22 protein-coding genes are annotated in these 23,217 nt (G+C 73.7%); 8 read left to right on the top strand and 14 right to left on the bottom strand.

From position 1 onward, the window contains the following. Positions 1–125 precede the first annotated feature (125 nt). Both ACFWNV_RS01975 and ACFWNV_RS01970 read right to left on the bottom strand, forming a co-directional pair. On the bottom strand, positions 126–788 hold the full coding sequence (locus ACFWNV_RS01975; RefSeq protein WP_214956508.1) for a response regulator transcription factor: 663 nt from the start codon (positions 786–788) through the stop codon (positions 126–128). Between the two features lie 278 nt (positions 789–1,066). Beyond that, positions 1,067–1,729 carry a DUF3000 domain-containing protein gene (locus tag ACFWNV_RS01970; RefSeq protein ID WP_243331447.1) on the bottom strand — a complete coding sequence of 221 codons (663 nt, stop codon included), beginning with the start codon at positions 1,727–1,729 and terminating at the stop codon, positions 1,067–1,069. A gap of 91 nt (positions 1,730–1,820) precedes the next feature. Between ACFWNV_RS01970 and hemE the strand changes: the two genes are divergently transcribed. Both hemE and ACFWNV_RS01960 read left to right on the top strand, forming a co-directional pair. Then, on the top strand, positions 1,821–2,885 hold the full coding sequence (hemE, locus tag ACFWNV_RS01965) for a uroporphyrinogen decarboxylase (RefSeq protein ID WP_383938999.1): 1,065 nt from the start codon (positions 1,821–1,823) through the stop codon (positions 2,883–2,885). Between the two features lie 101 nt (positions 2,886–2,986). Then, positions 2,987–4,069: an NADAR family protein gene (locus ACFWNV_RS01960; protein WP_383938997.1), complete on the top strand. Its 1,083-nt coding sequence runs from the start codon at positions 2,987–2,989 to the stop codon at positions 4,067–4,069. On the opposite strand, the gene ACFWNV_RS01955 is transcribed toward ACFWNV_RS01960, so the two are convergent. Continuing rightward, positions 4,066–5,454: an FAD-dependent oxidoreductase gene (locus ACFWNV_RS01955; RefSeq protein WP_383939152.1), complete on the bottom strand. Its 1,389-nt coding sequence runs from the start codon at positions 5,452–5,454 to the stop codon at positions 4,066–4,068. The two genes, ACFWNV_RS01960 and ACFWNV_RS01955, sit on opposite strands and share 4 nt — an antisense overlap. A 64-nt stretch (positions 5,455–5,518) precedes the next feature. Next, positions 5,519–6,514, bottom strand: a complete 996-nt coding sequence (locus ACFWNV_RS01950) for a DUF4349 domain-containing protein (RefSeq protein WP_383938994.1) — start codon at positions 6,512–6,514, stop codon at positions 5,519–5,521. A 221-nt stretch (positions 6,515–6,735) separates the two neighbouring features. Between ACFWNV_RS01950 and hemG the strand changes: the two genes are divergently transcribed. Further along, entirely contained in the window at positions 6,736–8,229 is a 1,494-nt protein-coding gene (gene hemG, locus ACFWNV_RS01945; protein ID WP_383938991.1) for a protoporphyrinogen oxidase, read from the top strand. A 4-nt stretch (positions 8,230–8,233) separates the two neighbouring features. After that, a complete protein-coding gene (gene hemQ / locus ACFWNV_RS01940) occupies positions 8,234–8,947 on the top strand; it encodes a hydrogen peroxide-dependent heme synthase (RefSeq protein WP_327303858.1) in 714 nt (237 codons plus the stop codon). A gap of 105 nt (positions 8,948–9,052) precedes the next feature. On the opposite strand, the gene ACFWNV_RS01935 is transcribed toward hemQ, so the two are convergent. The 5 genes from ACFWNV_RS01935 to ACFWNV_RS01915 all read right to left on the bottom strand — a co-directional run bounded on the left by ACFWNV_RS01935 (position 9,053) and on the right by ACFWNV_RS01915 (position 15,209). Next, on the bottom strand, positions 9,053–10,819 hold the full coding sequence (locus tag ACFWNV_RS01935) for an alpha/beta hydrolase (protein WP_383938987.1): 1,767 nt from the start codon (positions 10,817–10,819) through the stop codon (positions 9,053–9,055). Between the two features lie 81 nt (positions 10,820–10,900). Continuing rightward, positions 10,901–11,683, bottom strand: coding sequence for a TIGR04222 domain-containing membrane protein (locus ACFWNV_RS01930; protein ID WP_383938985.1), 783 nt, complete (start codon positions 11,681–11,683; stop codon positions 10,901–10,903). 84 nt (positions 11,684–11,767) lie between these two features. Then, entirely contained in the window at positions 11,768–12,841 is a 1,074-nt protein-coding gene (locus tag ACFWNV_RS01925) for a TIGR04222 domain-containing membrane protein (protein WP_383938982.1), read from the bottom strand. Further along, positions 12,838–14,241, bottom strand: coding sequence for a DUF692 domain-containing protein (locus tag ACFWNV_RS01920; RefSeq protein WP_383938979.1), 1,404 nt, complete (start codon positions 14,239–14,241; stop codon positions 12,838–12,840). The genes ACFWNV_RS01925 and ACFWNV_RS01920 overlap by 4 nt, the downstream gene beginning before the upstream one ends. Before the next feature lie 218 nt (positions 14,242–14,459). Beyond that, the gene (locus ACFWNV_RS01915; RefSeq protein WP_383938977.1) at positions 14,460–15,209 is read right to left on the bottom strand and encodes an aminoacyl-tRNA hydrolase; all 750 of its coding nucleotides are present in this window, start codon (positions 15,207–15,209) and stop codon (positions 14,460–14,462) included. Between the two features lie 71 nt (positions 15,210–15,280). Here ACFWNV_RS01915 and ACFWNV_RS01910 point away from each other — a divergent pair, with 71 nt between their 5' ends. Both ACFWNV_RS01910 and ACFWNV_RS01905 read left to right on the top strand, forming a co-directional pair. Continuing rightward, entirely contained in the window at positions 15,281–15,955 is a 675-nt protein-coding gene (locus ACFWNV_RS01910) for an AIM24 family protein (RefSeq protein WP_383938974.1), read from the top strand. Between the two features lie 43 nt (positions 15,956–15,998). Beyond that, the gene (locus ACFWNV_RS01905; RefSeq protein ID WP_383938971.1) at positions 15,999–16,199 is read left to right on the top strand and encodes a hypothetical protein; all 201 of its coding nucleotides are present in this window, start codon (positions 15,999–16,001) and stop codon (positions 16,197–16,199) included. Positions 16,200–16,289: 90 nt separating this feature from the next. On the opposite strand, the gene ACFWNV_RS01900 is transcribed toward ACFWNV_RS01905, so the two are convergent. The 5 genes from ACFWNV_RS01900 to zapE all read right to left on the bottom strand — a co-directional run bounded on the left by ACFWNV_RS01900 (position 16,290) and on the right by zapE (position 21,725). Continuing rightward, positions 16,290–17,228, bottom strand: a complete 939-nt coding sequence (locus ACFWNV_RS01900) for a polysaccharide deacetylase family protein (protein ID WP_383938969.1) — start codon at positions 17,226–17,228, stop codon at positions 16,290–16,292. A gap of 17 nt (positions 17,229–17,245) precedes the next feature. Further along, positions 17,246–18,172: a polyphosphate kinase 2 family protein gene (locus tag ACFWNV_RS01895; RefSeq protein ID WP_383939149.1), complete on the bottom strand. Its 927-nt coding sequence runs from the start codon at positions 18,170–18,172 to the stop codon at positions 17,246–17,248. A gap of 390 nt (positions 18,173–18,562) precedes the next feature. Next, positions 18,563–19,993, bottom strand: coding sequence for an alkaline phosphatase PhoX (locus tag ACFWNV_RS01890; protein ID WP_383938966.1), 1,431 nt, complete (start codon positions 19,991–19,993; stop codon positions 18,563–18,565). 139 nt (positions 19,994–20,132) lie between these two features. Next, entirely contained in the window at positions 20,133–20,558 is a 426-nt protein-coding gene (locus ACFWNV_RS01885) for an OsmC family peroxiredoxin (protein WP_383938963.1), read from the bottom strand. A gap of 63 nt (positions 20,559–20,621) precedes the next feature. Then, positions 20,622–21,725, bottom strand: a complete 1,104-nt coding sequence (gene zapE / locus ACFWNV_RS01880) for a cell division protein ZapE (RefSeq protein WP_383938960.1) — start codon at positions 21,723–21,725, stop codon at positions 20,622–20,624. Between the two features lie 36 nt (positions 21,726–21,761). Between zapE and ACFWNV_RS01875 the strand changes: the two genes are divergently transcribed. Beyond that, a complete protein-coding gene (locus ACFWNV_RS01875; protein WP_383938957.1) occupies positions 21,762–22,535 on the top strand; it encodes a pyrimidine reductase family protein in 774 nt (257 codons plus the stop codon). A gap of 147 nt (positions 22,536–22,682) precedes the next feature. Continuing rightward, positions 22,683–23,150: an indole-3-glycerol phosphate synthase gene (locus ACFWNV_RS01870; protein ID WP_383938954.1), complete on the top strand. Its 468-nt coding sequence runs from the start codon at positions 22,683–22,685 to the stop codon at positions 23,148–23,150. Positions 23,151–23,217: the final 67 nt, after the last annotated feature.

The following is a 23,217-nucleotide window of genomic DNA, read 5'->3' as shown; positions in this document are numbered from 1 at the left end:
TGTTTCGGTGTACCCCCGCGCCCGGGCGCTGCACGGTTCGGCCGCGGGCCGCGAGGGGGGAGGACGGACGTTTCCCCGGGTTGTCCGGGAGTTCTCCCGGCGTCTTTCGGGGGATATCGGCCGGGTCAGTGGATGATCCCGGTCCGCAGGGCGACGGCGACCATCCCGGCCCGGTCGCCGGTGCCCAGCTTGCGGGCGATCCGTGCGAGGTGGGACTTGACGGTCAGGGCGGACAAGCCCATCGAAACGCCGATGGCCTTGTTGGACTGGCCCTCCGCGACGAGGCGCAGGACCTCGACCTCGCGGCCGGAGAGCTCTCGGTAGCCGCCCGGGTGGCTCGGGGCACCCGGGGGGCGGCGGTGCATACGGGCCGCGGCAGCGCCGATGGGGGCGGCGCCGGGCCGGGACGGGAGCCCGATGTTGGTCCGGGTGCCGGTGACGACGTAGCCCTTCACTCCGCCCGCGAGGGCGTTGCGCACGGCGCCGATGTCGTCGGCGGCGGACAGGGCCAGGCCGTTCGGCCAACCGGCGGCGCGGGTCTCGGACAGCAGGGTGAGACCGGAGCCGTCGGGCAGGTGTACGTCGGCCACGCAGATGTCGCGCGGGCTGCCGATGCGTGGACGGGCCTCCGCGATGGACGAAGCCTCGATCACGTCGCGTACTCCGAGGGCCCACAAATGGCGGGTCACGGTGGAACGCACGCGCGGGTCGGCCACGACGACCATGGCCGTCGGCTTGTTCGGGCGGTAGGCGACCAGGCTTGCGGGCTGCTCGAGAAGAACGGACACCTAGGCCTCCTGGGGGGGAGTGGCGGGACGGCCGGCTCGGGGAAGGAAGCCGGTGCGAACCGTGCGGATGGTCTATGACTCCTTCGGCACGTCACCCGCCCGGCTTTAGGGAATGATCACGATTTGGTGAGTAACAATTCGGGCAATTCGGACGCACGATCGATCATAGGGTGATCAGAAGCCCGCAAGGGGCGCCCTCTAACGACATCCGGCCCCGTCATCCGGCCCGGCTTCACGGCACGGGCCGGCGCATCGGTACGGGTCGTGGCCTCGGAGTGTTACCCCTGCGGGTGATGCGGACCGCGGCGCTGGGGCAGCGAGACCACGCCGGTCACCGTCTCGGTCGGTCCGACCGGCGGCAGCCCCGCGATCTGGCACAGCAGTTCGCACCATGCCGACAGGTGTGCGGCGGTGTCGGGCACTCCGCCCACGCCCTCGCGCGGGGTCCACGAGGCGCGGATCTCGATCTGTGTCGCCGGACGCCGCTCGCCGAGCCCGCCGAAGTAGTGCGAAGCGGCCATGGTGACGGTCCCGCTCGCCTCCCCGTACGTCAGCCCGCGCGCGTCCAGCGCCCCCGTCAGCCAGGACCAGCACACCTCGGGGAGGAGCGGGTCCACGGCCATCTCCGGCTCCAGTTCCGCCCGTACGAGCGTCACCAGCCGGAAGGTGCCCTGCCAGGCGTCGTGCCCGGCCGGGTCGTGCAGGAGGATGAGCCGGCCGTCCGCCAGGTCCTCGTCGCCGTCCACGACGGCCGCCTCCAGCGCGTACGCGTGGGGCGCCAGTCTCTGTGGCGGCTTGGTGGGATCGATCTCGATCCCCTGCCGCAGCCTCGCCTTCTTCAAGCCGTCGACCGCCCGCCGGAACGGGAGTGGGACGGAGCTGTCCTTCGCGCTGTCCGTACCGTCAGCGCCATCTGAAAATCGTCCCTGAGCCGCAGCCATGCGGGGAAGACTAGGCGGAACGAGCGCCCGTACGGCGCAGGGACACCCGCGCCGGGCCGGGCACTTCTTCATACGTGCGAAGATTTGAGTCGTGAGCGCCAACACCCGCCCCACGGGCACGCCGAGCCAGACGTACGATTCCGCCTTCATGAAGGCGTGCCGGCGCGAGCCGGTACCGCACACCCCCGTGTGGTTCATGCGGCAGGCGGGGCGCTCGCTCCCCGAGTACCGCAAGGTGCGCGAGGGCACGCAGATGCTGGAATCCTGCATGCGGCCCGACCTGGTCACCGAGATCACCCTGCAGCCGGTCCGGCGCCACAACGTGGACGCGGCCATCTTCTTCTCCGACATCGTGGTCCCGCTGAAGGCCATCGGCATCGACCTGGACATCAAGCCGGGCGTCGGCCCGGTCGTCGCCCAGCCGATCCGCCGCCGCGAGGACCTCGCACAGCTGCGCGACCTCACCCCGGAGGACGTCTCGTACGTCACCGAGGCGATCGGCATGCTCACGGGTGAACTCGGCTCCACGCCGTTGATCGGCTTCGCCGGTGCGCCCTTCACCCTCGCGAGCTACCTGGTCGAGGGCGGCCCCTCCAAGAACCACGAGCACACCAAGGCCCTCATGTACGGGGACCCGGAGCTCTGGGCCGACCTGCTGGACCGCCTCGCCGACATCACCTCCGCCTTCCTGAAGGTCCAGATCGAGGCCGGCGCCTCCGCGATCCAGCTCTTCGACTCCTGGGTCGGCGCGCTCGCCCCGGCGGACTACCGCCGCTCGGTGATGCCCGCCTCCGCGAAGGTCCTGGAGTCCGTGGCCTCGTACGGGGTCCCGCGCATCCACTTCGGCGTGGGCACCGGCGAGCTGCTCGGCCTCATGGGCGAGGCCGGCGCGGACGTCATGGGCGTCGACTACCGGGTCTCCCTGAACGAGGCCGTCAAGCGGGTCGGCCCCGGCAAGGCGCTCCAGGGCAACCTGGACCCCGCCGTCCTCTTCTCCACCCCCGAGGCGGTGGAGATCAAGACCCGCGAGGTCCTGGACGCCGCGGCGGACCTGGAGGGCCACATCTTCAACCTGGGCCACGGCGTCCTCCCGACGACCAACCCGGACGCCCTGACCCGCCTGGTGGACTACGTCCACACGCAGACGGCCGTCTGACCCGAGCCTGCGCCGACGTCGGTACCGTGCCCTGCATGACATGGCACGGGCCGACGTTTCGCATATCCGACGGAGCAACCATCGACGGGGCCTGGTGCCTCGTGTGGTGTAGGCACGATTTCCAGGACGACTACTACCCCGAGGACCTGTTCGTCTACGCGGACGGCAGGATCACCCGCGGCGGCTACGACGCGACCGATCTCGCCGGGCTGGCGGGACTGCTGGCTTCGGGGAAGGTCGCGCTCGCGCGGCCGGACGGCCGCGAGCGGACCGTCGCGCCTTCGAAGTGGCTCGCCCGTTACCCCGAGCCGCTGACCGACGAGAGCTTCCTCGCGGAAGTGGCCGACGAGATCTCCCGGCTGGCGGGCCGGCCCAGGGCCGTGGACCTGCTCTGGGAGGCGATCCGCGGCTACCAGCGGGACACCACGGAGGCCAACCGGTCCCTGCTCCGGGCCGCGTACCTCGCCGTTCCCGCCCACCGGCGGGTCTTCGTCCTGGGGGACATGGACCGGCAGGACCGCCCGCTGCGGATCCTGGTGACCGACCTCGGCTCGCCCGTGGACGGCGACGGGCCGGTGGCGACCCCGGAACTGCACCTGGAGGCCCTGGCCTACTTCGCCGACGGGGACGAGGAGGACGAGCGGGCAGAGCAACGCCGGGCCGTCCTCCACGCGGACGCCCCGAGCGGTGCGCCGCAGCCCCCGGTCGTCCTCCACGAGACCGTGTACCCCCGGGGATGGCCGGCCGAGCTCGGAAACTTCGCGCTGCGCAACGACTACGACGCCCCCTTCACCTACGAGGGGGAGACCTACCCCACCGTGGTGCACGCCTACTGGGCCCTCTTCGCCGCCGACCGGGCCGGCCACGACCGGATCCGCGCCGCCGCGACCGCCCGCGAGGCGCAGGAGCTGGGCGCGGCGGCCGTGGGCCGGGCGGACTGGGCGGGCCGGCGGCTCGCCGTCATGGCCGGGCTGCTGCGGGCCAAGTTCGACCAGCATCCGCGGCTCGCGGAGCTGCTGGTCGCCACCGGCGAAGGCGCGGTCCTCCACACCGGTGTCTCCGAGGCCCCCTTCTGGGAGGAGGGCCCCCGCGGAGGCCGGAACTGGATCGGCCGTCTGCTGGAGCTGATCCGTTCCGAACTCCTCGCCGCGAGCGCGGAGAGGGCCGAGGCCCCGACCGGCTAGACCCCCGCCGCCCGCACCGCGGACACCGCCTTGCGGGCGGCCACCAGGACCGGGTCCCAGACAGGGGAGAACGGCGGGGCGTAGCCCAGGTCCAGGGAGACGATCTGGTCCACCGTCATGCCGGCCGTCAGGGCCACCGCGGCGATGTCCACCCGCTTCGCGGAGCCCGCGCCGCCGACGATCTGGACCCCGAGGAGACGGCCCGTGCGGCGTTCCGCCAGCATCTTCACCGTCATCTCCGCCGCCTCCGGGTAGTAGCCCGCGGTGTTCGTCGAGCTGATGGTCGCGGTGACGAAGCGGAGCCCGACGGACAGGGCGTCGCGCTCGCGCAGCCCCGTACGGGCGATCTCCAGGTCGCAGACCTTGCTCACGGCCGTGCCGACCACGCCCGGGAAGGTGGCGTAGCCGCCGCCGATGCCCGAGCCGATGACCTGGCCGTGCTTGTTCGCGTGCGTGCCCAGCGGGATGTGCCGCATCCGGCCCGCCACCAGGTCCAGGACCTCCACGCAGTCGCCGCCCGACCAGATGTTCTCGTGGCCGCGGACCCGCATGGAGAGGTCGGTCAGCAGGCCCCCCGACTCGCCCAGCGGGAGGCCCGCCGCGCGGGCCAGGGCCGTGCGCGGTTCCACGCCGATGCCGAGGACGACCACGTCCGCCGGGTACTCCTCGCCGGCCGCCGTGGCCACCGCGCGGGCCCGGCCCGCCGCGTCCGTGCGGATCTCCGTCACCTCGGCGCGGGCGACCGTACGGATCCCCATGCGGTTCATCGCACTGTGCACCAGGCCGCCCATGTCCGGGTCCAGCGTGGACATCGGCTGCTCGCCCCGGTGCAGCACGGTGACCTCGAAGCCCCGCCCGAGCAGGGCTTCCGCCATCTCCACCCCGATGTAGCCGGCGCCCACGACCACCGCCCGGCGGCCCGCGGTCCGTTCCAGATCCGCCATCAGCCGCTGCCCGTCGTCCAGCGTCTGCACCCCGTGCACCCCGTGCGCGCCGATGCCGGGCAGCCGGGGGCGGACGGGGCGGGCGCCGGTGGCCAGGACGAGCTTGTCGTACTCCGTCCAGTACTCGGCGCCCGATTCCAGATCCCGGGCGCGCACCCGCTGCCCCGCGAGGTCCAGCTCGACGACCTCCGTCCGCGTCCGCAGGTCGATGTCCCGCGCGCGGTGCTCCTCGGGCGTCCGGGCGATCAGCTCGTCCGGACCGCCGACCAGGCCGCCGATCCAGTACGGGATCCCGCACGCCGAGTACGAGGTGAAGTGCCCGCGCTCGAAGGCGGTGATCTCCAGCTCCGCCGGGCCCTTGAGCCGCCGGGCCTGTGACGCGGCGGACATCCCCGCCGCGTCACCGCCCACCACCACCAGCCGCTCCGTGCCGTTCCCCATGCGCCCGTACCGCCCTTCCCCGCCGCCGATGTCTGCGGGGACCACGCTACGTGCGTACGGGTGTTCAGTCCCGGACGTCTGCCGGAGGGGTCGCCGGAGGGGTCGCCGGAGTGGCGGCCGTGTGCCCCGGCCAGGCCGGGCCGGCCTGTGCGGGAAGCCGCCGCGCGGGCCCGTCGGGCTTCTGCTTCGCCGGACGCCACTTGCGGTACTGACGGAAGCAGAGCAGCAGGAACGCGCCCGACAGCAGGAAGGGGGAGGCGGCGGCGAGGGCCATCAGCAGGTACATGACCGCGGCCGCGAACACGGCCCAGCCGCCGAGCAGGGCGTCCGTGAAGCCCGGATCCGGCTTCTCGGGCTCCTTGACCACCGGCTTCCCCGGTTCCGAGAACGTCAGCGTGATCGTGCCGAGCGAGGTCTGGTCCTTCAGGGCCGTCTGCTGGGCGAGCAGCGACTCCAGATCTGCCTGGCGCTTGCTGAGCTCGGACTCCAGCGTCACGACCTCGCTCAGCCCCGAGGCCTTCTCCATCATCTCGCGCACCCGCGCCACGCTCGCCTGCTGGGACTTGACCCGGCTGTCGACGTCGGCGACCTTCTGCGTCACGTCCTGCGCCTCGACCTTGCGGTTGAGCAGCTTCCCGCTGCCCTCCATCGCGGCCAGCACCGCGTCGAAGCGCTCGCCCGGCACCCGCAGGGTCACCGTCGAGGTCATCGACCCCTCGGGATCGCGTGCGGTGGACTCGTTGCCCACGTACCCGCCCGCGTTCTCCGCCGCCGTCCGGGCCCCGGCCGTCGCCTTCTGGACGTCCGCCGTCTCCACGCCGAGGCTCGCCGTGCGGATGATCTGGGTGCGTACGGCGGGAGCCTGCGGCTGGCCCTTGTCGGCTCCCGGGGCCGGCGCCCCCGACGCGGCCGGGGCCGGAGCCGCCGCCCCGCCCTCCCCGGCGGCGTCCTGCCGCCCGGGAGCCGCGACGGCCGCCTTGTCCGCGGCGGTGTCGTCGCCGGCGGAGCAGCCCGTGAGGACGAGGGCCCCGGTCAGGGAGAGCGCGGCCAGGGCCGTCACCGACCGCCTTCCGTACCGGCCGTGACGTCTGTGCTGGGTGTGCATCGTTGGGTCCCCCTGAGTAAGTGTCGGAATCGTCGGATGCGCTGATGTCGGTGCCTCGCCGTTCTGACGTACGCGGGCTCGTCCCGGGTTTCGTACGCCCGGTTCCGAGGTGATGCCGAAGCGGTCACGGTCAGGCCTCGGCGATCGCCCCGTGAGCGGTCTGAGACGATGTGTCCATGCACGAAGCGGACACGCGTACGGACCGGCCGGCCCCCGCCGGCCACGTCGTCGTCATCGGCGGCGGTATCGCGGGCCTCGCGGCGGCCCACCGGCTGCTCGCCGAAGGCCTTCGCGTCACCCTCCTGGAAGCCGGCCCCCGCCTCGGCGGCAAACTGCGCTCGGGCGAACTGGCCGGCCTGCCCGTGGACCTCGGCGCCGAATCCGTCCTCGCCCGCCGCCCCGAAGCACTGGAACTGGCCCGCGCCGTGGGTCTCGGCGAGGCCCTCCAGCCGCCCGCCACCGCGACCGCCCGCCTGTGGACCCGCGGCGAGCTGCGGCCCCTGCCGGGCGGCCACGTCATGGGCGTCCCCGGCGACCTGGGCCCGCTCGCCGCCTCCGGGGTGCTCTCGGCCGAGGGCCTGGCCCGGGCCGGGGCCGAAGACGCCCTGGAGCCGCAGGAGATCGGCGAGGACGTGGCCCTCGGCGAGTACGTCGCCGCCCGCCTGGGCCGCGAGGTCGTCGACCGGCTCGTGGAACCGCTGCTCGGCGGGGTCTACGCCGGCAACGCCTACCGCATCTCCATGCGGGCCGCCGTCCCCCAGCTGTACGACGTCGCCCGCAGCCACGACTCCCTGGGCGAGGGCGTACGGGAACTGCAGGCCCGGGCCGCCCGGGCGGGGCAGACCGGTCCCGTCTTCTCCGGCATCGACGGCGGCATCGGCAGGCTCCCGCTCGCCGTCGCCGAGGCCTGCCGGGCGGCCGGAGCCCGGATCCTCCTCGACACCCCCGCGCGCGAGCTGACCCGTACCGCCGCAGGCTGGCGCGTGGTCGCCGACGCCCCCGGCGGAGCCGAGGCCATCGAGGCCGACGCGGTGGTGCTGGCCGTCCAGGCCGGACCCGCCGCCCGCCTGCTCGACCGGATCGCGCCCAGCGCCGCCACCGAGCTGCGGGAGGTCGAGTACGCCTCCATGGCCCTGGTCACGATGGCCCTGCGCCGCTGCGACCTGCCGGCCGGGATCGCCGACGGCGGCGCGAGCGGGTTCCTCGTACCGCCCGTGGACGGCCGGACCATCAAGGCCTCGACCTTCTCCAGCAACAAGTGGGCCTGGGCCGGAACCGATCCCGAACTCTTCCTGCTGCGCACCTCCGTCGGCCGCCACGGCGACGAGGGCGACCTGGGGCGCTCCGACGAGGAACTGGTCGAGGTCTCCCGCGCCGACCTCGGCGAGGCCGTGGGCCTCGCGCCCACCGTCCGCCCGGTGGCCTCCACCGTCACCCGCTGGGACGGCGGGCTGCCCCAGTACCCCGTCGGCCACCTCGGAAAGGTGGCCCGGATCCGCTCCGCCGTCGCGGCCCTGCCGGGCCTCGCGGTGTGCGGAGCGCTGTACGACGGGGTCGGCATCCCGGCCTGCATCGCCAGCGCGGGCAAGGCCGCCGACGTGGTGATCGCCACGTTGGGGGCCGGTGGGGCACCCCTGGCACCGACCACTGATCAGCACACGGGACAATAGACGCATGACTGCACCAGAGAAGATTCCCAACGCGGGGAAGAAGGCGAAGGACCTCAACGAGGTCATCCGCTACACCCTGTGGTCCGTCTTCAAGCTGAAGGACGTGCTCCCCGAGAACCGCGCCGGCTTCGCCGACGAGGTCCAGGAGCTGTTCGACCAGCTGGCCGCCAAGGACATCACCGTCCGCGGCACCTATGACGTCTCCGGCCTGCGCGCCGACGCGGACATCATGATCTGGTGGCACGCGGAGACCTCCGACGAGCTGCAGACCGCTTACAACCTGTTCCGCCGCACCAAGCTGGGCCGCGCGCTGGAGCCGGTCTGGTCGAACATGGCCCTGCACCGCCCGGCCGAGTTCAACAAGTCCCACATCCCGGCCTTCCTGGCCGACGAGACGCCGCGCGACTACGTCAGCGTCTACCCCTTCGTGCGCAGCTACGACTGGTACCTGCTGCCCGACGAGGACCGCCGCCGCATGCTCAAGGACCACGGCATGATGGCCCGCGGCTACCCCGACGTGCGCGCCAACACCGTCGCCTCCTTCTCGCTCGGCGACTACGAATGGCTGCTGGCCTTCGAGGCCGACGAGCTGTACCGCATCGTCGACCTGATGCGCCACCTGCGCGCCTCCGAGGCCCGCATGCACGTCCGCGAAGAGGTGCCCTTCTACACCGGGCGCCGCAAGTCCGTCGCCGATCTGGTCGACGGACTCGCCTAGAGACCTCCCCTGGGGGGAAGGACCGGAGGACCCCTGACCGGCGTCCTCCGGGGATCGGGAGGCCCTGCCCCCGAATCGACGCAGCCGGAGATCCCGCCCGGAAGTTCAGACGACTGGCGGCAGCAGTGCCCTGGGGTGCCCCTTGGCCACCGCTGCCCGGTCGTCCAGCGACACCGGTGCGGGCTCCGGATGCGGCGCACACGTGACACGTGACCCCGCCGTGTCACCCGTCAGCAAGTACCGCTCCACGTGGGCGTCCACGCAGCCATTGCGTCCGCCGACCACCCCGTGGGTGCCGGCCCCGAGCTCCGTCACCAGAGCGGCCCGCGGCCCGAGCCGCCGCTGGAGCTCCAGCGCGCCCCCGTACGGAGTGGCGCCGTCCCGCTCGGCCGCGACGATCAGCGTGCCGGGCAGCGGGGCGTCCGGCCGCGGCCCCACGTCCACCGGCCGCTGCCGGTCGCGCACCGGCCAGAAGGCGCAGGGCAGGTTCAGGAAGGCATTGGTCCAGGTCTCGAAGGGGGCCGTGCGGGCCAGTTCGGTGTTGTCGCGGTCCCAGGTCTCCCAGTCGGCGGGCCAGGGGGCGTCGTTGCACAGGGTCGCCGTGTAGACGGCCGTCGCGTTCTCACCCTCGGCCGCCACGGCCGGGTCCGGGTCCGGGGCGGCGAGGGAGACGAGCGGACGCGGATCGCCGCGCAGGAACGCCGCCAGGGCCGCCGCACGGCCCGGCCAGACCTCGTCGTAGTACGCGGCCCGCAAGTACGCCGCGTGCAGCTGCCCGGTGCCGACCACCCCGCCCGCCGGTTCGCGGGCCAGCGCGGCCCGCACCCGGTCGTAACTCGCCTGCACCGCCCCGGGGGTGGCGCCGAGCCCGTACACGTCGTGGTGCCGGGCCGCCCAGGCGCGGAAATCGGCCCAGCGGCGCTCGAAGCCGGGGGCCTGGGCGAGGTTGTTGCCGTACCAGACCTTGCGCGGATCGGGATCGACGGCCGAGTCGAAGACCATCCGGCGGACGTGACCGGGGTAGAGGGTGGCGTAGACGGCGCCGAGGTACGTGCCGTACGAGGCCCCCATGAAGGTCAGCCCGCTCTCGCCGAGCGCGGCCCGCAGCACGTACAGGTCGCGGACGTTGTTCAGCGTCGTGTACGAGCCCAGGGCCGCCCCGGCCCGCTCCGCGCAGCCGCGGGCGTAGGCCCGCGCGGCGGCGATCCGGGCCTCCTTGGCGGCGGCGTCCGGCTGCGCACCGGCGGCCCCGGACGGGGCCGGGGCGTACCGCGCCGGATTCTGGCAGGACAGCGGGCGGCCCGAGCGGCCCACCCCGCGCGGGGCGTAGCCCACGAGGTCGTAGGCGGCCCCGATGCGGCGCCACTCGGGCAGACCGGCGACGAGCGGGAAGAACAGGCCGTTCCCGCCCGGTCCGCCGGGGTTGTAGACCAGCGCCCCCTGCCGCGGGACCCCGCCCGCGCCGGAGGCGGCGATCCGGCTGACGAGGATCTGCGTCTGCTGCGCGTAGGGCCGGGCGTAGTCCACCGGGACGCGGAGCGTGCCGCAGCGCACGTCCGGCCCGAGCCCCTCGGCGACGGGGCACGGCCCGAACTCCAGCCCGTCGCGGGCACCCTGACGGCCCGGCGCCTTGTCTCCCGCCGGGCCGGGGAGCCCCCCGTGCGCGGCGGCGGCCCGGCGGGCCACGAGTTCGGCCCCGGCGGCCTCGGCGGCCGCCCGGGCGGCTCCGGCGGGTCCGGGCCCGGCCGTCACCCGGGGCGGGCCCGGGGGAGCGGTCCCGGCGGCGGCCTCGGCGCCGGAGGTCATCGGCAGGGATGCGGCCAGCGCGAGGGCGGCCAGCGCGACCGTGGCGGGTACCCGGGGCATGCGCATGGCGGGCCTCTCATCTCATCGGACCGTCCGATGAGATCCGCCGGGCGGCCTGCTGTACAGGACCACCGGCCGGTGTCGCGCTCAATGCCCCTGTTGCCGCGGAATCCGCCCCCGCCTGCCGTAGGCGAGCGCGGCCCGCAGCTCCGGATCCTTGACCGCGCGCAGCCCCCGCAGGGCCACCGCCGTCAGCGAGCCCCGTACGCCCCGCTCCCGCCCCAGCTCCACCAGGAGCCGCCGGCCGGCCGGGGAGGCCCACCCGGAGTGCGCGTGCCCCTCGACGCGGGCGATGGCCAGGCAGCCCAGCGCCAGGATCAGCGGCAGCGCGAACCAGCACAGGATCATCGTGGTCGTGGTTCCCGGATCGGGCACGCACAGCGCCGCCCCCGCCATGGCGAGGACCAGCACGGTGGCCTGCCGGACCGCCCGGACCCCCGCGTCGACCTCCTGCCGGGCCCCGTCGCACAGCGCGAGCCCGGCCTCCCCGAGCCGGTCCGCGAGGTCCCGTACGGCCGGATCCCGGGCCGCGACCGCCCGTACGGAGGTCACCTGCTCCTGCCCGTCCGGCCCGAACGCGCCGAGCACCGAGCGCTCGTGCGGATCGCGCCCCACCGGGTCGACGACCGTCGCCCAGCCCGTGTACGCGAGCAGCAGCCGCCGCTGGCGCTGCATGGACAGCAGCGTCAGCTCGGCCACCCGCTCCGGGCCGCCGGCCAGATAGGCGGCCTCGTACAGGCTCAGCTCGTCGTGGTGGCGCGCGGCGGTGCCCGGTGCGGGGTCCGCCGGTTCGGCGGCGGCCTGCAGGAGGCGGGTGCACGCGAACAGCAGCCCTGCCCAGGCAAGGAGGAGGAACAGGACCCAGAACATGTCCGAGTTCTACAAGATGTGGAACGGGCCGGTACAGCCTTCTGCCGAGGTGTGAGCAGCTCGTGACGGCTCCGTGATGGGAGGTCAGGAACTGCTGCCGCAGCTGGAACTGGACGAACTGCTACAACTCGAGCCACTGGAGCAGCTCGACCCGCCCGAACTGCCCGAACAGCTCGACCCGCCGGAGCTGCCGCTCCCGCAACCGCTCCCGGAGGACCCGCAGCCCGACCCCGAGGAGCAGCCGCCGCTGCCGCCCGAGGAGCCGCAGCTCGACCCGCCGGAACCGCCGCCGTCGGAGCCGGCGCACCAGACGACCGGAATCACCGCGGCCCCCGATTCCCAGGAGGACTCCGAGCCGGTGGAACGCGTGCGGGACTGGGCCGCCGCCAGCCGGGTCCCGCGGGCCGCCGGCACCAACTGCTCGCGCAGGTACGGGTCCCTGAGGCCCCGCAGCCCGAACAGCGAGGTCTGCACGTACGGGGTCTGGTCGGCCCCGTAGTGCGCGCGGATGGCGCGCAGCGCCGCGGCCCCCGCCGGGGTGATCCGCTGCCGGGCCCGGGAGGCGCCCACGGTGCCCACGACGATGCCGCCCAGCAGGACGGGCAGCACCTCGGCGACGAACGGCACGTGGAAGTTCCCGGCCCCCTCCTGCAGCACGAAGGCGACGAAGGACAGCGGCAGCGAGAGGATCAGCAGCACCCCGCACACGATGGCCTGGACCACCCCGTGGCGCAGCCAGCGGTGGCGTCCGCCGGGGGTGGCGATCAGCCCGCGGGCGGCCAGCGCGTCGCCGGTCTCCTGCACGGCCGGGTCCCGCATGGCGGCGTAGCGGATCTGGTAGAGCCACCCGGACGGTGCCCCCTGGCAGGCCTGGAGCACGGCGCGCTGGGCCGGGTCGCCGCCCCGCACCCCGGGCCGCACCTGGACGATGCCGGGCCCGCCGGCCAGCATCCGGCCGTCGCAGAGCAGTGAGACGAGCGCGGCGTCCACCACCGCGCCGGGTCCGCCGGCCATGAAGGCGGCCTCGGACAGGTCGTGCAGCCGCGGGGGCGGGCCGATGGTGGAGGGCCGCGACCGCCGCAGGCCGCGCAGCAGCAGGAAGCTGGAGACGATGACGCCGGCCCAGACGGCCACGGCGAGGAGGTCGAAGAAGTTCACGCCGCCCTCCCCACGAGGGCGCGGGCCCAGCGCACGGCGCGGCGCGGCGGCCGGGGCCCGGCCCGGTCCCGCCACCAGAGCGTGAGCCGCCGCCGGGCCGCGGGATCAGCGGGCAGGTCCCGGACCAGCAGGTGCTCGGCGAAGTCCAGCGCGTCGCGCCGGTATCCGGCGGTCAGGGGCCGGTTCCGGGCATAGCCGAGGAAGGCCTCCCGGTACGCGTCCTCACCGCCCAGGATCCGGGGCAGCTCGGGCGCCAGCCCGGCCACGATCCCGGCCCGCTTGGCCGCGAGCGCCCGCGCCTGTACGCGCACCCGCTGCCGGTCGAACCCCTCGGGCACGGGAGTCCCGCCCACCAGCGCCGACAACAAGGCGGCCTGCCCGATCCCGACCCGCGTCCGAGCGGCATCGAGCGCGCTGTCATCGGCGTGCGCCACCTCGACCTCGCCGTCGTCCGCGGCGCGCTCCGGGCCGGAGCCCGCCACTTCAGCCGCGCCGGCGTGTGAGGCGCGGGGTCCGGGGCGGAACCCCGGGGAACGGGCGAAGGGAGGGGCGGGGACAGCCCCCGCAGGGCCGCCGCCACCCAGCACCCCGCGGATCGCGGCCAGCTCACCCGCCAGCTCGGCCCCGCCCGGAAAGTCGTCGTCCCGCTCCAGCAGCACCCCCGGCGGGTCCACCCGGGCCCGCAGCTCCGCGAGAACCTCCAGCACCTCGGGCGGCACCGGATGCGCGTGCGTGTCGTGCCACACCCCACCCCGCTCCACGCCCCCGGCGACGTGCACGTACGCCAGCGCCTCCAGCGGAATCCCGTCGAGCACCGCGACCGGGTCCTCCCCCCGGTTGACCCGGTTGGTGTGCAGGTTGGCCACGTCGATCAGCAGCCGCACCCCGGTCCGCTCCACGAGCTCGGTCAGGAACTGCGCCTCGGTGAGCTCCTCCCCGGGCCACGACACCAGCGCCGCGATGTTCTCCAGCGCGAGCGGCACCGGCAGCGCGTCCTGCGCGATCCGTACGTTCTCGCAGAGCACGTCCAGCGCGTCCCGGGTCCGTGCCACGGGCAGCAGGTGCCCGGCTTCGAGCACCGGTCCCGGCGCCACCGAGGAGGTCCGTACGAAGGCGATGTGCTCGGTGACCAGCGGAGCTCCCAGCGCGACCGCCCGCTCCGCGAGCGCGGCCAGCTTCGCCGGGTCCGGGCGGTCGGCGCCGCCGATGCCCAGCGAGACTCCGTGCGGCACCACGCGGACCCCGCGTTCGAGCAGCCGGAGCAGGGACTCCGGCAGGTGGCCGGGGCAGATGTTCTCCGCCACCACCTCGACCCAGTCCAGGCCCGGCAGGCCCTCCACCGCCCCCGCGATCTCCGGCCGCCAGCCGATGCCCACCCCCAGGTGTGCCATGGGCTTCATGTCCCCTCGCCCCCTCTCATCGGTCCGTGTGCCGATGTCATGGCCCCGACGGAGTCGGGTCAACCGCCCAGGGGGACGTTCAGAGCAACATTTGAGGTTCCCGGACCGCGCCGCGTTCCGGATGCCGGGACGCGGGAGCCCGCAGCTCCGGGCCACGGGCGGCCACGGGCGGGCTACGGGCGGGCCGCCACGGCCCGCGACGGCCCGCCTCGGCCTGCCTACAGCTGCGCCCGCAGCGCCGGATGGTCCGCGACGACCGTGCAGGAACCGGGCGCGATCTCCGTGAACCCCGCGTCCCGCACCACCGGCAGCCCGCTCCCGGACAGCTCCTGCCACCGCTCGCGCGCGGCCGTCCGCACGGCCAGCCGGAAGCCGGACTCCCGCCAGGCGGCCCGCTCCGGGCCGGTCAGCTCCCACCACGCGAGCTGCGCCGCGTGCCCGGCCTGGGCCATGGCCTTGCCGGCCGACATGTCCAGGTCCGGGTTGAGCCAGAGGACCGGCAGTCCCGCCCCGGCCGGTGCGACCGGCTCCGGGTCGTCCAGATCGGTGCCCGACACCTGGAGCTTGGCCAGTTCCTTGGGCCAGCCGTCGAGCGGGACCGGCGGGAAGACCCGTACCTCCGCGCCCGCACCGTTGACCGTGAGGCCCGGCAGGGTCTCCGCCTTGCGCCACTCCGCACCGCGCGCCCTGCGCACCACCTTGCGGATCCGCGCGTCCTGCCAGTCCCGGACCGCCGCCGCCCACTCGCCCTCGCCGGCCGACCGCTCGTCGGTGAGCAGGACGAGCACGGCGCGCGCGGCGGTCTCCAGGGCATCGGTCCGGGCCGGCGGCTCCGTCTTCTCGATCCGCACCACCAGCGGGAGGACGTACTGCGGCGCGTCGTCGCGGGCGATCCGCTCCTGCCGGAAGGGGCTGTCGGACCCGACTGCGGGTACCCGGGTGTCGTGGCGCGTGTCCTCGGTGCTCATCCGGCCAAGGATGCCAGCCTCCGCCTCCAGGCTGATGACCGAGGGGCCCGGGCCGGGCGAGGATCGCACGCATGAAGAGTGATCTTTTCGCGTCCGAGAACCTGGCCGAGGCGTCTGCCGTACCCGGTATGACCCTGCAGAACGCCAAATCCGTGAAGTACGCCGTCAACGGCGAGATGCTCGCCCGCCAGGGCTCCATGGTCGCCTTCCGCGGGAACCTGCAGTTCGAACGCAAGGGGCAGGGCATCGGGGGCATGCTCAAGCGCGCCGTCACGGGCGAGGGGCTGGCGCTGATGTCCGTGACCGGCCAGGGCGAGGCCTGGTTCGCCCACCGGGCCGGCAACTGCTTCATCGTCGAGTTCGAGCCCGGCGACGCCCTCACCATCAACGGCCGCAACGTGCTCTGCTTCGACGCCACCCTCGGCTACGAGATCAGGATGCTCAAGGGCGCCGGCATGACCGGCGGCGGCCTCTTCAACAGCCTCTTCACCGGCACCGGAAAGCTCGCCGTCGTCTGCGACGGGAACCCGATCGTCATCCCCGTCACCCCGCAGGCGCCGGTCTACGCGGACACCGACGCGGTGGTCGGCTGGAGCGCCCGCCTGGAGACGGCGCTGCACCGTTCCCAGTCCGTCGGCTCGATGATCCGCGGCGGCTCCGGCGAGGCCGTCCAGCTGAAGCTCAGCGGCGAGGGCTTCGTCATCGTCCGCCCGAGCGAGGCCGCCGAGTCGGCCGCCGCCCATTGACCGCGCACATCGTGCGCAGGCGGAGGTGAGTAGGCTCGGACGCATGGACCAGACGGAGCAGCACCTGCCCGACTCCCCGTACTGCCCCGCCCCCGCGGCGCCCCCCGGGCGGGTGCCCGGGCCGCCCTACGCCGACTGCGTGGAGTGCGGGAAGCCCACCGAGTACGGGGTCGCCACCCCGGGCGTGGTGCTGTGCCCGGTCTGCGAGTGGCAGGACGCGCAGCGCACGGCCTGCTCGGGCTGAGCCCGCGGGGCGGCCGGGGCCCGGCGGGCCGGCCGCCCGGCTGCCCGGCTGCCCGGCTGCCTGGTCTGGTCCGGTCCGGTGCGGTCCGGGTTACTTTCCGATCAGGTCGGAGACCTTCACGAAGCGGTAGCCGCGCTTGCGCAGCTCCGGGACGATCTTCCGGACGGCCTCCTCGGTGACCGGGGCGGCGCTGCGCGTGCAGTGCATGACCACGACCGAGCCGGGCTTCACCCCGGCCAGCACCTGTTCGGCCACCGCGTCCGGATCCTTCGCGAACGCGTCCCCGCTGACCACGTCCCACTGGACGGCCGTGACCTTGGCGGTGGAGATGGCCCGCAGCGCCTGGTCGTCGTAGCAGCCGCCGGGGAAGCGGAAGTACGGGACGGTGTTGACCGCGCCCGCCTTGTGGAAGGCCTCGAAGGCCCGGTCCACGTCGGCCCGGGCGGCGGCCTCGTCGAGGGTGGGGAGTCCGTAGCAGGGGGACTTGAAGGCGTGGTGGCTGTACGAGTGGTTCGCGATCTCGAAGTTCGGGTCCGTGCCGATGGACTTCGCCTGGCCCGGGTACTCCTCGGCCCAGCGGCCCGTCATGAAGACCGTCGCCGGCACCTTGAGGCCGCGCAGCGTGGAGATCAGCTGCGGGTTGTCGAAGTGCTCTCCGCCCGCCGCGCGCGGCCCCTGATCGGAGGTCATGTCGGCGTCGAAGGTCAGCGCCACCGTCTTGTCGGTCTGCTGCTTCGCGCGGTCGAAGACGGGGGTCAGACCGCCCGGACCCGGGGCCATGGTCGGAGCCTTGCCGGGAGCTCCGGCCTGCGGAGTCGCCGACGCACTGCCCGGAGGGCTCGGCGCCGGGGTCGCGGCCCCCGCGGTGGAGGGGGAGGCGGAAGCCGGAGCGGACGGGGCCGCGGAGGCCCCCAGCCGAGCCTGGCCGCCGGCCTCCGGCGTACCGGCGCCGCCCCCGCACGCGGCGAGGGCGGCACTGAGAGCTGCTACGGCCGCGACGGCGGCCGTCCTGCGCACTGAGATGGTCACATGCGCAAAATATATGACTATGTGGCAAGCAGACGGGTGCGGCACTCCTCCACGTCGAAGTCACCCTTCGGGTACTGCGGCGCGATGCCCTCCAGATGCTCCAGCAGCAGTTTGCTGATGGCCCAGTTGCGGTACCACTTCCGGTCCGACGGGACGACGTACCAGGGCGCGGCGTCCGTGGAGCACCGCTCCAGGGCCAGCTCGTACGCCTGCTGGTACGCGGGCCACACCGAGCGCTCCTCGATGTCGCCCACGTTGAACTTCCAGTGCTTGTCCGGGTTGTCGAGCCGCTCCAGGAGCCGCTTGCGCTGCTCCTCGTAGCCGATGTGGAGGAACACCTTCACCACGGTGACCCCGTCGTCGGCGAGGGACTTCTCGAACCGGTTGATCTGCGCGTAGCGCCGGCCCAGCTGACTGCGCGGCACCAGGTCGCGGACGCGGGCGATGAGGACGTCCTCGTAGTGCGAACGGTCGAAGATGCCGATCTCGCCCGGTTGGGGGAGCGCCTTCATGATGCGCCAGAGGAAGGGGTGGTTCTGCTCCTCCGGGGTGGGCGCCTTGAAGGCCTTGATCCGGCAGCCGGAGGGGTTGAACAGGCCGATCACGTGCTTGACGGTGCCGCCCTTGCCACTGGTGTCCATGCCCTGGAGCACGAGCAGGACGCGGCGGCGGTCGCCGGCGGTGCTGGCGGCGTAGAGCCGCTCCTGGAGGGAGGCGAGCCGCTCGCCCATCAGGGCGGTGGCCGCCACGCCGGCCGCCTTGTCGGTGGGACCGGCCGGGGTCGCCGCGGTGTGGAAGGCCCCGAGGTCGACGCGCTCGCCGGAGGGGACGCGGAGCAGGGGGCTCAGGGGGGTGTCGTACCCGTACTCGTAGCCGTGCCCGTGTCCGTGGCCGCCGGACTTGCGGGCGCCGCCCTTGGAGCCCTTGGAGTTCTCCGCGGAGATGCGGAGCAGCTCGCGGAGCGAGAGCGGCTTGGACTTCGGCTTCTCGGTCTTCTCCGGCTTTTCCGTCGTGGCGGCCTTCTCAGCCTTCTCAGCCTTCTCGGCTTTCTCAGCCTTCTCGGCCTTGCCGGTCTTCCCGGCCTTCTCCGGCCTCTCGGCCTTCTCCGGCCTCTCGGCCTTCTCCGGCTTCTCAGCCTTGGCCGACGCCCCGGCCTTCGCCTTCTCGCCCTTGGCGCCCTTGGCGGACTTGCTGTCCTTCTTGGCCACCGCTACCTACCTCTGCTCCGTCGACTCCATACGATCTTCCACCACAACGCAGTGGACCGCGACGTGGCGAAAGGCCGGGCCGGGCGGGCCGGAAGGCGGTACGGGCGGGCCGTAAGACAGTGCGGGTCACTGCCATGGACCCGTCACGGCGAAGGTGGTCCCGGGCGTGTAGGCGTTGACGTACATCGTCCGCGCGTCCGGGGAGAAGGTGACCCCGGCGAACTCGCCCCATTCCGGCGCCCCCGGCTTGCCGATGTCGATGGCGTTGCGGGCCATCGGGTAGACCGTGCCGCCGGGGGTCACGCCGAAGACGTACTGCGCGCCGCCGCCGTCCTCGCACACCATGAGGCCGCCGTCGGGGGCCAGGCAGATGTTGTCGGGGGAGTCTCCGGGCAGCTGGATGTCGGTGGCCGGGCCGAAGACCACGTCCAGCCGGAGCCGGGCGCGCAGCGGATCGTAGAACCACACCTGGCCGTGGTGCTCGGCGGGGGAGCCCTCGCGGGTGCGGGCGTAGCTGGAGACGAAGTGGACGCCGCCGTCGCCCCAGTAGCAGCCCTCCAGCTTCTGGGCGTGGGTGATCCCGCCGGGGCCGAAGTCCTGGAGCCGGATCGGGGTCCCGGACGCGGACGGGTCCGGTACGGGGACCCACTCCACCGGGAACTCGGCCCCGGGTTCGTCCACCACCGCGAGGTTCGCGAGGCCCGGGACCCGCAGGGCCTCCAGTTCGCCGCCCGCGCGCAGGGAGCCGAGGCCGCCGAGGGGGCGGGCGGGCAGGAACCGGTAGAAGAGCCCGAAGGGTTCGACGAAGGCGTCCTCCGTCTCGTAGACCACACCGCGGTACGGGTCCACGGCGACGGCCTCGTGCGCGAAGCGGCCCATCGCGGTGAGCGGGACGGCGCCCGAGCGGTGGGGGTCGGCGGGGTCGACCTCGAAGACGTAGCCGTGGTCGCGGGTGTAGCCGCTGGTGCCCGCCCGGTCCTCGGTCTCCTCGCAGGAGAGCCAGGTGTTCCAGGGGGTACGGCCGCCCGCGCAGTTGACGGCGGTGCCGGCGAGGGCGACGCGCTCGGCCGTGACCCCGCCGGACGGGTCCAGGTCGAGGAGGGTGCAGCCGCCGAGGGCGTGCGGGTCGTAGGTGAGCCCCTCGACGGGAGGGACCCGCAGGGGGGCGGTGGTGCGGTTCTCGTGGTTGCGCACCAGCCGGACGCGGCCCTGCCCGGCGTCGAAGGCGGCCATGCCGTCGAAGTTGCCCGGGACGGTGCCCCCGCCCGAACGCAGCGGGTCGCCGGCGCGCGACAGGACGCGGTACGTGAACCCCGCGGGCAGATCGAGCAGCCCGGCGGGGTCGGCCACGAGCGGCCCGTAGCCCCGGTCGGAGACGGGGGCGGGGGTGCGCGTACCCGGACCCGCGGGCGCGCCCGCGCCCTTGCGCGGGCCGCCTCCCGCTCCGGACCCCGGGCCGGCTCCGGCGAAGAGGGCGCCGAGCGCCCCGGCGAAGGAGACGGAACCGGCGGCGAGCAGGCTGCGCCGGCTGAGGGACATCGGCGGCTTGGGCGGCATGGGCAACTCCAGGCGGACGGGACAGGACTGAGGACCGAGCCGTGGTACCACGGGTGCCCGGTGGGACCGGCTCCGCCGCGCCGTCCCCTGCCGCCGGTGCCCGGCGCGGCCGATCCCGGCCGCGCCCGGCAGGCGGCCGTCAGGCCAGGGTGGCGGTGAGCGTGATCGTCGTGCCCGTCAGGGCCTGGCTGACCGGGCAGTTCTTCTTGGCGTCCTCGGCGGCAGCGGCGAAGCCCTCGGCGTCCAGACCCGGCACCTCGGCGACCACGGTCAGGTGGATGCCGGTGATGCCCTCACCCGGCTGGAACGTCACATCGGCCTTGGTCTCCACCCGGGTGGGGGGAGTGCCGGCGCCGTCGAGGCCGTGCGAGAGGGCCATCGAGTAGCAGCTGGAGTGCGCGGCGGCGATCAGCTCTTCCGGGCTGGTCTTGCCGTTCGCGGCCTCGGCGCGCGAGGGCCAGGAGACGTCGAACGAGCCCTGGCCCGAGGAGTCGAGGGTGACGACGCCGGAGCCCTTGAGGAGGTTGCCCTCCCAGTTGGTGTGGGCGGTACGCGTGGTGGCCATGGTGGATCCCTTCACGGAAGGTGGGTACGGCCGGGCCGTGGGAACGGCCCGGCATCCCCAAACCTACTGGGACACCAGGGGCTTCGCGTCGCGTGCCAGTGCGGTGAGCCGCGAGATGGCGCGGAAGTACTTCTTGCGGTAGCCGCCGTTCAGCATCTCGTCACTGAACAGCCGGTCGAAGGCGACGCCCGCCGCGAGGACCGGGATCTCCCGGTCGTACAGCCGGTCGGCCAGGACCACCAGCCGCAGCGCCGTCGACTGGTCCGGAACCGGGCCGACATCGGTGAGGCAGACGGCCGTTATGCCGTCGGTCAGGGCCCCGTACCGGCTGGGGTGGACCCGCGCCAGGTGCTCCAGCAGCCCGGGGAAATCGTCGAGGCTCGCGCCCTCGGTGGCGTACGCGGCCTTGGTGACCTGCTCGTCGGAGAACGGGGCGGGAGCCTCGGGCAGGCCGCGGTGGCGGTAGTCCTGGCCGTCGATGCGCAGCGGGCGGAAGTGCGCGGAGAGCCCCTGGATCTCCCGCAGGAAGTCGGCGGAGGCGAAGCGTCCCTCACCGAGCTTGCCGGGCAGGGTGTTGGAGGTGGCGGCCAGCGCCACGCCCTGCTCGACGAGGCGGCTGAGCAGGGAGGAGACGAGGACGGTGTCGCCCGGGTCGTCGAGCTCGAACTCGTCGATGCACAGCAGGCGGTGCCCGCCGAGGGTCTGCACGGTCTGCTGGAAGCCGAGCGCGCCGACCAGGTTGGTCAGCTCCACGAAGGTGCCGAAGGCCTTGAGGGCCGGTTCGGCCGGGGTGGCGTGCCAGAGGGAGGCCAGCAGGTGGGTCTTGCCGACGCCGTAGCCGCCGTCGAGGTAGACCCCGCGCGGGCCGGTCGGGGCCGCCGCCTTCTTCGAGAACCACCGCTTCTTGCCCGAGCCGCTCGCGTGCGCCCCGCCGAGGCCCGCGGCGAAGTCCGCGAGGACGGTGACGGCCTCGGACTGGCTGGGCTGGGCCGGGTCCGGATCGTAGGTGTCGAAGCGCACCGCGTCGAAGCGGGGCGGCGGCACCATCTCGGCCACCAGCCGTTCTGCGGGCACCCGCGGCTCGCGGGCGCACAGGGACTGCGGTCCCGCGTCGGCTATCGGGGGCTGCCCGGAGGCTGACGCTGAGGGCGAGAGAGAGGTTGACACAGCTCTTAACTCTACGGGGCGTGGCACACTGCACCGATGCGACGCCTGTTCCCTGTGACCGATCAGACATCCGCGGACCAGACCGACCGTGCGTGGTCGCTGGACGAACTCGCCGAGGCGTACGAGTACCCCGAGCTCGCCCCGGACGGCCACTGGCTGCGGGCCAACATGGTCTCCACGCTGGACGGCGCGGCCCAGCACGACGGGCGTTCCCAGCCCATCTCCAACGAGACCGACATGCGGATCTTCGGCACCCTGCGGGCCCTGGCCGATGTGGTGGTCGTCGGTGCGGAAACGGTTCGCCAGGAGGGCTACCGCCCCGCGCGGGCCCGGGAGGCCTTCGCGGCCCGCCGCGAGGCGGCCGGTCAGGGCCCCGCCGCCGTCATCGCCGTGGTCACCGCCAGTCTGGACCTCGACTTCTCGCTGCCGCTGTTCACCTCGCCCCTGGAGCCCACCGTGGTGCTCACCGGCGCCGCCGCCCCCGCCGACCGGGTCGCCGAGGCGGTGAAGGCCGGGGCGCAGGTGGTGGTGGCCGGCGAGGGGGCGGGCGTGGATCCGGCCCGGGCCGTACGGGAACTCGCGGACCGGGGGCTGCGCCGCCAGCTCACCGAGGGCGGGCCCCGGCTGCTGGGGCAGTTCGTCGCCGCGGACGCGCTGGACGAGCTGTGTCTGACGATCTCGCCGATGCTCACGGCGGGTGACGCCCAGCGGATCTCCGGCGGCCCCTCCGTCACGGTTCCGCACCGGCTCGCACCGGCCTGCCTGCTGGAAGAGGCCGGGTTTCTGTTCACGCGTTACCGTCGGATCTGAAGAGAGGCGGAATTTGTCGTTCCGCTTAGCTTCCGCTGGGCACAGTAGTGGGCAGGTATAACCGCACAGGCCCCGTGCGACAGCGGGGCAGGATGGTTTCCGCAGGGGCCGGCCGGCCGGTCTCGGCCCACGAAGGAGAGGGCGTCCGTGTTCACGAGCGTATTGATGATCGAGCAGCCGCTGACCCCCGTCGACGTGGACTTCGTCACCACCCTCCACGGAGACGAGCAGGTCTCCTTCATCGTCCTCATGCAGCCCCGCGGCGACCGGGACCGGCTGCTGCGCGCCATCGACGACGTAGCGCTCGGTGAGCTTCCCGAGGCCATTCACGAGGGCGACGAACCGGAGGGCGACGCGGCCCGCGGTCCGGCCGAACTGGCGATCGCCCATTCCCTCGCGTCCCTGCGGGCCAAGGGCGCCAAGGCCGTCGGGCAGATCGTCGACGAGCATCCGCTCGACAAGCTGAAGGCAGTGGTGGACGAGACCAACGCCGACGAGGTGATCGTGCTGACCGCCCCGCACTACGTCGAGGAGTTCTTCCACCGCGACTGGGCCTCACGGGCACGCCACAAGGTCGGCGTTCCGGTGCTCAAGCTCTTCGCCCACAAGGAATAGGGTGGAGGCGGCCGGACCGCGGGTCCCCGCATCCGCGCACCCGGCTGCCGTACGTACGCACTCGATC

The organism is Streptomyces sp. NPDC058401 (assembly GCF_042722885.1).
GTDB lineage: Bacteria > Actinomycetota > Actinomycetes > Streptomycetales > Streptomycetaceae > Streptomyces.
Note: the sequence above shows the minus strand (reverse complement) of the source record. Positions and strands in the feature narration are given on the sequence as shown.